This is a genomic window from Actinacidiphila sp. bgisy160 (assembly GCF_057707815.1).
This window is the reverse complement of the sequence record NZ_JBYIQW010000093.1, coordinates 1-12,743: the sequence shown is the minus strand read 5'-3', so window position 1 is coordinate 12,743 and position 12,743 is coordinate 1. Positions and strand designations below refer to the sequence as shown.

The window sequence follows — 12,743 nt, the reverse complement described above, 5'->3', positions numbered from 1 at the left end:
GGGAGAAGGGGGGGGGGGGGGGGGGTCTTCCCCCCCCCCCCCCCCCCCACCCGGGTGCGTCGTAGGTCGTGGCCGGTCAGCCGCGGCGGCCGGCCAGCTTCCAGGCGGCGGGCAGCGCACCCATGGCGAGGGCGGCCTTCAGCGCGTCGCCGATGAGATACGGGGTCAGGCCCAGCGCCACGGCCTGGCCCAGCGTCAGGTGGGCGGCCAGCGCGAGGTAAGGGACACCCACGGCGTAGGTGACGGCGCTTCCGGCCGCCATGACGCCGGCCATCCGCCACACGCCGCGGTCCGCACCCCGCCGGGCCAGGGCGCCCACGAGCGCCGAGGCCAGCGCCATGCCGAGGATGTAGCCGAAGCTCGGCGCCGCCGCACCGGACGACCCCTCAGCGAACCACGGCACCCCGGCGACACCGGCGACCGCGTACAGCGCGAGCGCCAGGAAGCCGCGGCGCGCGCCCAGGGCGGTGCCCACCAGCAGCGCGGCGAAGGTCTGCCCCGTCACGGGCACCGGCGACCCGGGGACGGGGACCGACAACTGCGCGGCCAGGCCGGTCAGTACGGCGCCACCGGTCACCAAGGCCACGTCGCGCAGCCGCGACGCGGGGATGAGGTCGGCGAGGACCGGGTGGGTCCGTACGGCGGTAGCGGCGGGAACTGCGCTGGCCATCGGGTGACTCCGCGGGGTGAGGGTCGGTTCGGGACACCGTGACGTTAACCCGCGCCGCCCTCCCCGATCATCGTCCGCCGATCACAAAGGGCTGATCACGGCATTGGTCGCCTTCCTACAAGGATGCGGCGCCGGACGTGAGCTTCGTCACCTGGGCCTTAGTGGGGTTTCTCCAATGCTTCTCCCACCATCGCCGCAGCGGCGCCGCGGCCGGGCGTGACGCCGCTCCGGCGCCCGTACGGCGGCCTCCTATGCTGCCCGCATGAGCGCTCCGTCCTCCCCCTCCCGCGTCGGCGTCGTCGGCGAGGTCCTCGTCGACCTGCTGTGGCGCTCCGGGGAGCGGCAGGTCACGCCGGTGCCCGGCGGCAGCCCGGCCAACGTCGCGGTGGGCCTGCAGCGGCTCGGACGGCCCACCACCCTGGTCACCACGTGGGGCGACGACCCGCCCGGCGAACTGGTGCGGGAGCACCTGGAGTCCACCGGGGTGGAGGTCGTGCGCGCCGCCAGCCCGGCCGGGCGCACCACGCTGGCCATGGCCTACCTGGACCGGGACGGCTCCGCCTCCTACGACTTCCTGGCGGCGTGGGACCCGGAGCACCTGCCGGTGCCCGCGGACACCGCGGTGCTGCACACCGGTTCACTCGCCGCGGTGGTCGAACCGGGCGCGACGCGGGTGCTGGAGCTCTGCCGCGACCTGCACGCCGTACCGGGGCGCACCGTCGTCGCCGACCTCAACGTGCGGCCGGCCGTCCAGCCCGACCGGCTCGCCTACCGCCGGGCGTGCCTGCGGCTGGCCGGGGTCACGGACGTGGTCAAGGCCAGCGACGCCGACCTCGCCTGGCTCTTCCCGCGGCTCGCCCCCGACGAGGCGGCCCGGGCACTGCTCGCCGAGGGGCCGGGGCTGGCGGTGGTCACGCTGGGCGCGGACGGCGCGTTCGCGGTGACCGACGCCGCCCTCGTACGGGTGGCCGCGCCCGAGGTCGACGTCGTGGACACCATCGGCGCGGGCGACGCCTTCCAGGCGGCGCTGCTCGACGCGATCGCCGGCGACGGCGTCCCGGCCTCGCCGGAGGGACTCGCCGCCGTACTGGAGCGCTGCGTCACGGCGGCCGCGCTCAACTGCACGCGGGTGGGCGCCGATCCGCCGTCGCGCGCGGAGCTGGACGCGGCGCTCGCCGCACGGCACGCATAGCGCCGCGCCGGGAAAATACGGGGCCGCCGGACAGGGGCACTGGTTACCCTCGCGGGATGGACGAGGCACGGCTGACTGGGCAGGTACTGGTCTTCGACGCGGACGACACGTTGTGGGAGAACAACGTGGTCTTCGAGCGGGTCATAGAGGACTTCCTGGACTGGGTGGACCATCCCGTCCTGGACCGCGCGCAGATCAGGGCGCTGCTGAACGAGATCGAGGCGGCGAACGCGGTCGTCCACGGCTACGGCAGCAAGGTCTTCCTGCGCAGCCTCGGCGAGTGCCTGGAGCGGCTGCGGGAGCGGCCGGTGACGGAGGCGGAACGCCTGCGCGTGGACGAGCTGGCGGTGGCCTTCGTGGAGCACAAGGTGGAGCTGATGCCCGGCGTGGCGAACACGCTGGACGAGCTGGGCACCCGCCACGAGTTGCTGCTGCTCACCAAGGGCGACGAGGAGGAGCAGGCGCGCAAGGTGGCGGCCTCGGGGCTGGCCGGCCACTTCCGCGGGGTGCACATCGTGCCGGAGAAGGCCGCGGGCACCTACCGCGCGCTGCTGGGGGAGTACGGCTTCGCGCCGGGCAGGAGCTGGATGATCGGGAACTCCCCGAAGTCCGACATCCTGCCCGCGCGCGAGGCCGGGATGAGCGCGGTGTTCATCCCCAACGAGAACACCTGGGTGCTGGAGCAGTCCGAGCTCGACCCGGCCGACGAGCGCGTGCTGCGGCTGGCGGCCTTCCCCGAACTGCTCCGGCACTTCTGACCCGGGCCGGCCGGCTCAGTCGAAGACCGGGCCCTGGTCGCGGGTCCGCTTGATCTCGTAGAAGCCGGGGGTCGACGCGACGAGCAGGGTGCCGTCCCACAGGCGGGCCGCGGCCTCGCCCTTGGGCGCCGGGGTGACGACCGGACCGAAGAAGGCGATCTGCTCACCGTCGGCGCCGGGCACCGCGATGACGGGGGTACCGACGTCCTGGCCGACCTTGGAGATGCCCTCCTGGTGCGAGGCGCGCAGCTCCGTGTCGTAGGCGTCGCTGCGGGCGAAGTCGGCGAGGTCGGCCGGCAGGCCCGCCTCCTCCAGGGCGGCGACGATGACGTCGTGGTCCTTGTGGCCCAGGCCCTGGTTGTGGATACGGGTGCCGAGCGCGGTGTACAGCGGGCCGAGCACCTCGCTGCCGTACTTCTGCTCGGCCGCGATGCAGACGCGGACCGGGCCCCAGGCCGTGGTCAGGAACTCCCGGTACTGCTCGGGCAGCTCCTCACGGTTCTCGTTGAGCACCGCGAGGCTCATCACGTGCCACCGCACCTCGACGGGGCGCATCTTCTCCACCTCCAGCATCCAGCGGGAGGTCATCCACGCCCAGGGGCAAGCAGGGTCGAACCAGAAGTCCACCGGGGTGGGGGTGGTCGTGGTCTCGGTCACAGGAATCTCCTCGGGGCATGACTGATCCGTGCTCGGGTCTCAGAGGGGAACACCAGGGATCGCCGAGCCCATTCCCGCGTGCCGGGGCGTGATGCCGCGTGCGAAGATGCGTGGCGTCCACAAGGCGAGACGAATGGAGACCCCGTGCCCGGCGAGAACCTCACGCGCGACGAGGCCCGAGAGCGGGCACGGCTGCTGGCCGTGGACGGTTACGAGGTCGCCCTCGACCTCCGGTCGGCGCTGCGCCCGGAGGAGCGGACGTTCAGGTCCGTGACCACCGTCCGGTTCCGCTGCACGGAGCCCGGCGCGTCCAGCTTCGCGGACCTGCTGGCACCCTCCGTCACGTCGGTGACGCTCAACGGCCGGGAACTGGACCCGACGGTGGTCTTCGACGGAGCGCGGATCACGCTGGACGACCTGGCGGCGGACAACGTCCTCGTCGTGGACGCGCAGTGCGCCTACAGCCGCACGGGCGAGGGCATGCACCGCTTCACCGACCCCGAGGACGGTGAGGTCTACCTCTACACCCAGTACGAGCCGGCCGACGCCCGCCGGGTCTTCGCCGACTTCGAGCAGCCCGACCTGAAGGCGCCGTTCACCTTCTCCGTCACCGCGCCCGAGTCCTGGGTGGTGCTGGGCAACGAGCGCGTGACCGGGGTCTCCGACGACGGCGAGACCCGGCACTTCGCGCCGACCCGCCCGATCTCCACGTACATCACGGCGGTCGTGGCCGGTCCGTACCACATGGTCCACGACACCTACCGGCGCGCGCTGCCGGACGGCTCCGAGCTGGAGATCCCGCTGGGCGCGCTGTGCCGCAAGGGCCTGGCCCGGTACTTCGACGCCGACGAGATCTTCACCGTCACCAAGCAGGGTCTGGACTTCTTCCACGACCACTTCGGCTACCCGTACCCCTTCGGGAAGTACGACCAGGCCTTTGTGCCCGAGTACAACATCGGCGCGATGGAGAACCCGGGGCTGGTCACCTTCCGCGAGGAGTACGTCTTCCGCGGAAAGGTCACCCAGGCGTCCTACGAGGGCCGGGCGAACGTCATCCTGCACGAGATGGCGCACATGTGGTTCGGCGACCTGGTCACCATGCGGTGGTGGGACGACCTGTGGCTGAAGGAGTCCTTCGCGGACTTCATGGGCGCGTTCTCGCTGGTGGAGGCCACCCGCTACAAGGAGGGCTGGATCACCTTCGCCAACCGCCGCAAGGCCTGGGCCTACCGCGCCGACCAGCTGCCCTCCACCCACCCGGTCACGGCCGACATCCGCGACCTGGAGGACGCCAAGCTCAACTTCGACGGCATCACCTACGCCAAGGGCGCCAGCGTGCTCAAGCAGCTGGTCGCCTACGTGGGACGGGACGCCTTCCTGGAGGGGGCGCGCCGCTACTTCCAGCGCCACGCCTACGGCAACACCGAGCTGGGCGACCTGCTGTCGGTGCTTGCGGAGACCTCGGGGCGCGACATGGCCGGCTGGTCGCGGTCCTGGCTGCAGACCGCGGGCGTCAACTCGCTGACTCCGCACCTCTCGTACGACGCCGACGGGCGGATCGCCGAACTGGCCGTGCTGCAGGAGGCCGCGCCCTCGCACCCCGAGCTGCGCCCGCACCGGGTCGCGGTGGGGCTCTACCGGCGCACCGCGGAGGGCACCGTGGAACGCTACGCGCGCGCCGAGACCGACGTCGCGGGCCCGCGCACGGTGGTGGCCGAGCTGGCCGGGGCGGAGCGGCCCGACCTGGTGCTGGTCAACGACGACGACCTGACCTACTGCAAGATCCGCTTCGACGAGGACTCCCTGGCCACGGTCCGGGAGGACCTGGGCTCGCTCAGTGACCCCATGGCCCGCGCCCTGGCCTGGTCCGCGGTGTGGAACATGACCCGCGACGGGCTGATGCCCGCCCGCGACTACCTCGGCCTGGTGCTGCGCTTCGCCGGTGCCGAGACCGACATCGGCGTCCTGCAGGGGCTGCACATGCAGGCCCGTACGGCCCTGAACGACTACGCGGCGCCCGCCTGGCGCGAGCAGGGCGCGCGCGAGCTGGCGGACGGTGCGCTGCGCGAGCTGCGCGCGGCGGCCCCCGGCAGCGGCCACCAGCTGGCCTGGGCCCGCTTCCACGCGGCCGTCGCCGCCGGGGACGCCGGGACGGACGTGCTGCGCGGGCTGCTCGACGGCACCGAGAAGATCGACGGGCTCGACGTGGACCAGGAGCTGCGCTGGGTGCTGCTGGAGGCGCTGGCCGCCGGCGGAGCGGCCGACGAGGCCGACGTCGCGGCGGAGCTCGCCCGCGACGACACCGCCTCCGGCAAGCGGCACCAGGTGCGCTGCCTGGCGGCGCGGCCCTCCGCGGCCGTCAAGGAGCAGTGCTGGGCATCGGTCGTGGAGTCCGACACGCTGTCCAACGCGCTCGTCGAGGCCACCATCGCGGGCTTCGACCAGGCGGGTCAGCGCGAGCTGCTCGCCCCGTACGCGGACCGCTACTTCGACGTGATCGAGCGGATCTGGAAGGAGCGCTCGATCGAGATCGGCATGGCCGTCGTCCGCGGGCTCTTCCCGCACCACCAGGACCGGCCCGCCACGCTCGACGCGGCCGACGCCTGGCTGGCCGGCCATGCCGACGCGCCGCCGGCGTTGCGGCGGCTGGTCGCCGAGTGCCGTGACGACCTCGCGCGGGCGCTGCGGGCGCAGGAGCGGGACGCGGCGGCGGGGGCGGCCTGACGTCCCTCCCGGAAGGGAACAGGTGACCGGTCACCCCAATGGCGTAGAGGGGGTACCGCCCGGCCCCGGTGGTGCGGCAGCATCGCCGGGGTTGGGGGGCAGGTGAGAGCAGGTCGGTCACCTGGATAGGTGAAAAATCGCATTCGGCAACCGAACGTCTGAACTTTAGTGCGGTGATGTCCGCATTTGTCGACGGAACCGTAACAGCCGTTAGACCCCCTGAGGTAAGCGGGAATCCACCCGCCATGAACCACAACATCCCCCTCAGCCCCCGCCCCCTCGACCACCTCTCCCGCACCCGACCGACCGTGCTGTCGGCCCGCCAGCTGCGGGAGCACGGTGTGACCCCCGAGACGCTTGCCTCCCGCTGCCGCCCCGGCGGGCCCTGGCAGGAGGTGCTGCCGCGGGTGTACGTCCTGCACCGAGGCCGGCCCACCGGCGACGAGCGGGTCCGGGCGGCACTGCTCTACGCGGGCCGCGAGGCGATGGTCACGGGCCTGGCGGCACTGGCCCTGCACCGCTTCTCCTCGGTACCGCCGCTGGTCGGCCTGGACCGGATCGACCTGCTGGTGACCCGGCAGCGCCGGCTGCGCGCCATCGGCGACGTGGGGCTGGTGCGCACCCCCGCCCTGCCCCGGCCGCAGGAGGTGCAGGGCGTGCCGTGCGCGCCGCTGCCCCGGGCGCTGGCGGACGCGGTGGAAGAACTGGACGACGCCCGGGCGGTGCGCCAGGTACTGACCGAGGCGGTGCGCGGCGGCCACTGCGAGGCGACGGCCCTGGTCGCGGAGCTGAGCCGGACCCGTCTGCTGTCCCGGCCGCACGTGGTGGAGGCGGTGGACGCGCTGGTGGCCGAGGGCCGCGCGATCGCCGAGAACCGGCTGTACACGATGGTGCGCTGCTTCGGGCTGCCCGATCCGCTGTGGAACGTGGACCTGCGGCTGCCGGGCGGCCCGCACCTGGGGGGCGTGGACGCGTACTGGCCGGAGCACGCGGTCGCGGTCGAGCTCGACTCGCGCGTGCCCCGGCAGGAGGACGACGCCCTGTGGGCCGAGTACGCCCGCAAGCGCGAGCACCTGGAGCGCCTCGGCATCTCGGTCGTGCACATCACCCCCCGCAAGCTCCGGGAGTCCCTGGAGCAGCAGGCCACCGTCGTCCGCACGGCCCTGATGGCCGCGGCCGACCGCAACCCCGCGTCGTGGGTGGTGGTGCTGCCGCGGTGAGCGCAGCGGTCAGCGCTTCTTCAGCAGCAGTTCCACGTTGCGGTCGCCCGGCTCGCCGGAGAGCGTACGGGCCCCTGGCGCGTTGAACGCGAGAGCTCGCGGTGGAGCGCGGCGAGCCCGGTCTGCGACAGGTCGGTGAAGTCGGTGCGGTAGGGGGCCGCGGACTCCACGAGGGCGTGCGGAGCAGCGAGAGCGTGCCGTCGCGGTCGTCGGTCAGCCCGACGATCCTGGCCGGCTGCGGGGTGGCCGACGTGGGAGACGGTGGAGACCTCCCAGAAGGTGCCCTGCGGGACGATCTTCTTCTTGTGGCCGTGCCCGTTGATCCGGGCGGCCACGTTGCGGTGCCGGCCGAGCAGCGCGAGCACCTCGTCACCGCCGTGCGGCGCTCGCAGGGGCGGGCGGGGTCGCGGACCAGGTCGGTCAACGACCAGCTGGGGTGGGGGCTGAAGACCAGCACGGTTGCGTCGGCGTGCGCGATGAGCGTCCGGTCCAGCCAGTTCAGCCGGCCCGTGCCGAGTGAGCCGCGGTAGTCGCCGCCGCGGTCGATGGTGTCGAGGCTGACGCCGAGCACGCCGTCGGAGATCCGCAACGTGCACTGGATCCGGCCGGAGTCGAGTCGGCCGTCGTGCAGCCGTGGCCCACGGGACCGGCGCCGGCGTGTGCGGGTCAAGGTGGGCGGCGATGTACTCGCGCGGGGTGACCGGTGCCCGGCGCTCGTCGGGGGTGACGGCGCGGGCGCTGCTCTTGCGGTGGTTGCACGCCTGGCGGAAACGGGTGCCCTGGGGATCGGGCCCCTTGCGCAGGAACGCGTTGACGGCCTCGGCCGGGGGCAGCCGGAACAACTTGGCGGAGCCGAGCGCCAGGTCGTGGAAGCAGGACGAGGCGGCGTACGGGCCCCCGTACAGCTGGTCGTGGTTGCCGGTGGTGGAGTACCACGGGACGTGCGGGCCGGGGCTGTTGAGCTCGCGGACCGCGGCGGCGAGGAACCCGGGCAGGCGGGGGAAGCCCACCGCCTTGTCCGTGTCGCGCAGGCGGAGTCCGGCTGCCGGAAGCCCTCAGCCCGGAGTCCTGGACGCCCTCGTAGTGGTCCGGGTCGCCGGAGTCGGGGGTGAGGCGGCCACCGCTCATCACCGCGTGGAACCAGTCCGGTTCGACCCGCGAGTCGTCGCCGGTGTTGTCGCCGGTGGTCATGACGGAACCGATGGGCGTGCCGGTGGCGGGCCCGTGCCGCAGCGCGTCGACCCGCTCGACCAGACAGACGACGCCGGCGTTGGTGAGCGCCTCCTGGCGACGCCGGCCGGCGGAGGGGAAGCGCGGGAACTCGTGACGCCGCGGGTTCTGCACGTCCGTGAGGTGCGGGGCGGTGAACTGCACGAAGCAGGACAGGGTCGTACGACGCTCGGCGCGGCCGCTCCGGGCGGCGGCCGGCTCGGTGCGGGCGTCCCGCTTCCAGCCGGGGCCGTCGCCCAGCCGGCGGTAGCCCTTCCCTGCCGCGCGGGGCCGAGACGGAGTGCAGGGTGGTGCCCGCGGTGCAGGGCCGCACCGCTGCGGGCGCGGCCGGTGTCGCGGGGACGGACGGCGGGCGGGACTCGGGTCCCGTGGCCGGTTCGGCGAGCGGGGCGCGGCCTTCGCGTCTCCCGAACCGGGAACGCGCGCGAAACCGAGCCCGGTGCCGAAGGCGCCCACACCCGAGGCGATCAGGACGTCACGGCGGCTGAGGGCGGCAGCGGGCACGGGACCAGGCAGGGCGGGTTTCCCCCGGTGGGCGGGGCTGCGGCGGCACCGCGGTGCCGCTCCTCACCGGATCGTTGGCACCCGGGGTGGCCTGCGGTGCAACGGGAACGGAACGTCCGGCACCCGTCCTTGGACATGGATCGGCAGTCCTCCCGCAGGTCACCGGCGTCCGGCTCAGCAAGTGACCGGACGCTCCTGCGGTGTTCGTCAACTGCCCCCGCGCTGTGCCGCGTCGGGAGCCGGAGAATCCCGCGGGCGCACGCAATGGGCCGGTTGGGCATGCTTCGTGCCCCGGCACAAGTCCCGGCGTCTTGACGTATTCGCGTCATGTCGGTCTTACGCCATCTACGGCACTCCCCAACAACCCCACAGATGCCGCAATGTGTCGGTCAACTGGCGCCCAAATCTTGAACAGGATGCCCATGTCTCTCGATCACATACGCGGGAAGAGACGCGTGGTCCGTGTCGCGCTCGCGGCGGGCCTGGTGGCCGCGCTGACGACGACCGGAATCTCCGCCTCCACCGCTTTCGCCGACACGACCGGCGACCCCGCGGACGCGGCGGTGAAGACCGCGGCCGACAAGCTCGGAGCGGCCGACGCCGAACTGCTCGCCGAGGCCAAGGCCGGCGGCGACAAGAACGTCACCCTCATGATCGCCACCAAGAAGGGCTCCACCGAGCAGGTCTCGGACGAGCTCGACGCGCTCAAGGGCGCGTCGGTGGACAAGACCTACGACGACCTCGGCTACGTCCGCGCCACCGTCCCGACGGGCACGGCGGACGCGGCGATCGCGGCGGCGCAGAAACTCTCGTCCGTGCAGGCGATCGACCTCAAGCAGGAGATCGTCCTCGACGACCCGTCCCCGTCGGCCGACGGCGGCAAGGGCTCCTCCAAGGGCCACGGCCACGGCGGCGGCTCCGCCACCTACCCGGGTCCCGATGCGAAGACGCCGGCGAAGAACCCCTACCAGCCGGCGTTCGAGACCGGCGCGGTGGACTTCGTCAAGGACAACCCGAAGGCCGACGGCCGCGGCGTCACCATCGGCATCCTCGACTCGGGCGTCGACCTCGGCCACCCGGCGCTGCAGAAGACCACGACCGGCGAGCGCAAGATCGTCGACTGGGTCACCGCGACCGACCCGATCCTGGACGGCGACGCCACCTGGCGCCGGATGACCAACGGCCCGACCGTGACCGTGGGCACCCGCACCTGGACCGCCCCCGACGCCTCGCAGCAGGTCAGCGTGTTCCGCGAGTCGGCCACCGCCGGCGGCGACATGGCCGGCGACCTCAACCGGGACGGCGACACCAGCGACCTCTGGGGCCTGCTCTACGACCCGGCCAAGGGCACCGTCCGGCTGGACCTGAACGACAACGGCGACTTCACCGACGACGCCGAGATGAAGCCGTACAAGGACGGCTTCCAGATCGGCTACTTCGGCACCGACGACCCCGCCACGGCCATTTCCGAGCGGATTCCCTTCGTGGTGGAGATCCGCAAGGACGTCCCGACGGACCCGTACGGCGGCACCTGGGTCGGCAAGAAGGCCGACTTCGTCAACATCGGCGTCATCGAGTCCGAGCACGGCACCCACGTCGCGGGCATCACCTCCGCCAACGGCCTGTTCGGCGGCAGGATGAACGGTGCCGCCCCGGGCGCGAAGATCGTCTCCTCGCGCGCCTGCACCTGGTCCGGCGGCTGCACCAACGTGGCGCTGACCGAGGGCATGATCGACCTGGTGGTCAACCGCGGTGTGGACATCGTCAACATGTCCATCGGCGGTCTCCCGGCGCTGAACGACGGCAACAACGCCCGTGCGCAGCTGTACACCCGTCTCATCGACGAGTACGGCGTGCAGCTGGTCATCTCGGCCGGCAACAGCGGCCCCGGCGCCAACACCATCGGCGACCCCGGCCTGGCCGACAAGGTCCTGAGCGTCGGCGCGACCATCTCCAAGGAGACCTGGGCGGCCAACTACGGCTCGCAGGTGACCAAGGCGTACGACATGATGCCCTTCTCCTCGCGCGGTCCGCGTGAGGACGGCGGCTTCGCGCCGGTCATCTCCGCGCCGGGTGCGTCCATCAACACCATCCCGACCTGGGAGCCCGGTGGCCCGGTCGCCGAGGCCGGCTACGGCCTGCCGCCCGGCTACGCCATGCTGCAGGGCACCTCGATGGCCTCCCCGCAGGCGGCCGGCGCCTCCGCACTGCTGCTGTCCGCGGCCAAGCAGGCCCGCATCCCGCTGGCCCCGGCGACCCTGCGCACCGCGCTGACCAGCACGGCGCACAAGATCAAGGACGTCCCGGCGTACGCCCAGGGCTCCGGCCTGATCGACATCGTGGACGCCTGGCGCCTGATCAAGGCCGGTGCCACCGCCCACACCTACACGGTCAAGGCGCCGGTCGCCACGGCCCTGTCGCAGTTCCTGGCGACCCCGGGGCACGGCACCGGCATCTACGACCGCGAAGGCGGCCTGAAGGCCGGTCAGACCAAGACGTACGACGTCACCATCACCCGCACCACCGGTCCGAACCGGTCCATCCGGCACGACCTGGAGTGGGTGAACAACGACGGCACCTTCCGCTTCGCCGACTACGACAACGTGTGGCTGCCGCTGAACAAGCCGGTGACCGTGCGCGTCAAGGCCAAGCCCGGCTCGACCGGCCTGCACAGCGCGATCCTGACGGTCGACGACCCGGCGACGCGCGGCACCGACCAGCAGATCCTCAACACCGTGGTCGTCGCCGCCCCGCAGGCCAAGCCGTCGTTCGCGGTCAAGGCCGCGGGCTCGGTGCAGCGCAACGGCACCAAGTCCTACTTCGTGACCGTGCCCGAGGGCGCCAAGACGCTCGAGATCAAGATGGGCGGCCTGGCCACCGGCAGCCAGACCCGCTTCATCGCGATCACCCCGTGGGGCGTCCCGGCGGACACCACCACGACGACGTTCTGCTACCCGAACTACACCACCACCAACGGCTGCCGTCCCGACCTGCGTTCCTACGCCAACCCGATCCCGGGCGTGTGGGAGATCGAGGTCGAGGCGCGCCGTACCTCGCCGGTGCTGAACAACCCGTACGACCTGACCGCGACCGCGCTCGGTGTCTCCTTCGACCCCGAGGTCCAGACCGTCGAGGAGGCCACGGTCGGCACCGCCGCCCCGGTCTCGTGGAAGGTCACCAACGGCTACGCCCCGGTGCAGGGCAAGCTGAAGGGCGGCGCGCTCGGTTCCGCCGCGGCGTCGCGCAAGTCGATCGCCGACGGTGACAGCGTCACCAGCACGGTCGTCGTCCCCGCCGGCGCGTCCCGCCTGGATGTCGCCATCGGCGGCACCTCCGACACCTCCGCCGACCTCGACCTGACCGTGTTCCTCGACGGCACGCAGGTCGCGCAGTCCGCGGACGGCGACTCGGAGGAGGCCGTGAGCATCGCCAACCCGGCGGCCGGCACGTACACCATCCAGGTGGACGGCTACTCGGTCCCGGCCGGCACCACCGAGTACGACTACCGCGACGTCTTCTACTCGACGACGCTGGGCTCGGTCTCCGTGGACGAGGCGGCGACCGTTCCGCTGGCCAACGGCGCCTCCGCGAACGTCGCGGCGAACGTCCTGGTCGCGGCCCCGGCTCCCGAGGGACGTCAGTTCTTCGGCGAGGTTCAGCTGCTCAACGCCGACGGCACCGTCGCCGGCACCGGCAGCGTGCTGATCGACAAGGTCAACGCGGGCTGACCCGCGGCCACCCGGCCTGATCACCGCCTGAGGGGGCGGGGGGGGGGGGGGGGGGGGGGG

General features: G+C 72.6%; 8 protein-coding genes. 5 read left to right on the top strand and 3 right to left on the bottom strand.

From position 1 onward, the window contains the following. Positions 1-76 precede the first annotated feature (76 nt). Positions 77-670 (bottom strand): biotin transporter BioY, encoded by a 594-nt coding sequence (locus tag AC3EUJ_RS36095; protein WP_431969076.1) that lies wholly within the window; start codon positions 668-670, stop codon positions 77-79. A 262-nt stretch (positions 671-932) separates the two neighbouring features. Between AC3EUJ_RS36095 and AC3EUJ_RS36090 the strand changes: the two genes are divergently transcribed. Further along, entirely contained in the window at positions 933-1,862 is a 930-nt protein-coding gene (locus AC3EUJ_RS36090; protein WP_431969074.1) for a carbohydrate kinase family protein, read from the top strand. Positions 1,863-1,918: 56 nt separating this feature from the next. Continuing rightward, entirely contained in the window at positions 1,919-2,620 is a 702-nt protein-coding gene (locus AC3EUJ_RS36085; protein WP_431969072.1) for an HAD family hydrolase, read from the top strand. 15 nt (positions 2,621-2,635) lie between these two features. Here the strand turns inward: AC3EUJ_RS36085 and AC3EUJ_RS36080 are convergent, their stop codons facing one another. After that, positions 2,636-3,277, bottom strand: coding sequence for a DsbA family oxidoreductase (locus AC3EUJ_RS36080; RefSeq protein WP_431969070.1), 642 nt, complete (start codon positions 3,275-3,277; stop codon positions 2,636-2,638). Positions 3,278-3,421: 144 nt separating this feature from the next. Here AC3EUJ_RS36080 and pepN point away from each other — a divergent pair, with 144 nt between their 5' ends. Then, positions 3,422-6,001, top strand: coding sequence for an aminopeptidase N (gene pepN, locus AC3EUJ_RS36075; RefSeq protein WP_431969068.1), 2,580 nt, complete (start codon positions 3,422-3,424; stop codon positions 5,999-6,001). A gap of 245 nt (positions 6,002-6,246) precedes the next feature. Further along, entirely contained in the window at positions 6,247-7,221 is a 975-nt protein-coding gene (locus AC3EUJ_RS36070; RefSeq protein ID WP_431969067.1) for a hypothetical protein, read from the top strand. 20 nt (positions 7,222-7,241) lie between these two features. On the opposite strand, the gene AC3EUJ_RS36065 is transcribed toward AC3EUJ_RS36070, so the two are convergent. Next, positions 7,242-7,586 (bottom strand): hypothetical protein, encoded by a 345-nt coding sequence (locus AC3EUJ_RS36065; RefSeq protein WP_431969065.1) that lies wholly within the window; start codon positions 7,584-7,586, stop codon positions 7,242-7,244. Between the two features lie 1,791 nt (positions 7,587-9,377). Between AC3EUJ_RS36065 and AC3EUJ_RS36060 the strand changes: the two genes are divergently transcribed. Continuing rightward, entirely contained in the window at positions 9,378-12,683 is a 3,306-nt protein-coding gene (locus AC3EUJ_RS36060) for a S8 family serine peptidase (RefSeq protein ID WP_488180998.1), read from the top strand. Positions 12,684-12,743: the final 60 nt, after the last annotated feature.

Coding starts and splice junctions, on each gene's coding strand:
- AC3EUJ_RS36060 (WP_488180998.1), top strand. CDS start 9,378: ATGTCTCTCGATCACATACGCGGGAAGAGACGCGTGGTCCGTGTCGCG.
- AC3EUJ_RS36085 (WP_431969072.1), top strand. CDS start 1,919: ATGGACGAGGCACGGCTGACTGGGCAGGTACTGGTCTTCGACGCGGAC.
- AC3EUJ_RS36070 (WP_431969067.1), top strand. CDS start 6,247: ATGAACCACAACATCCCCCTCAGCCCCCGCCCCCTCGACCACCTCTCC.
- AC3EUJ_RS36090 (WP_431969074.1), top strand. CDS start 933: ATGAGCGCTCCGTCCTCCCCCTCCCGCGTCGGCGTCGTCGGCGAGGTC.
- AC3EUJ_RS36095 (WP_431969076.1), bottom strand. CDS start 670: ATGGCCAGCGCAGTTCCCGCCGCTACCGCCGTACGGACCCACCCGGTC.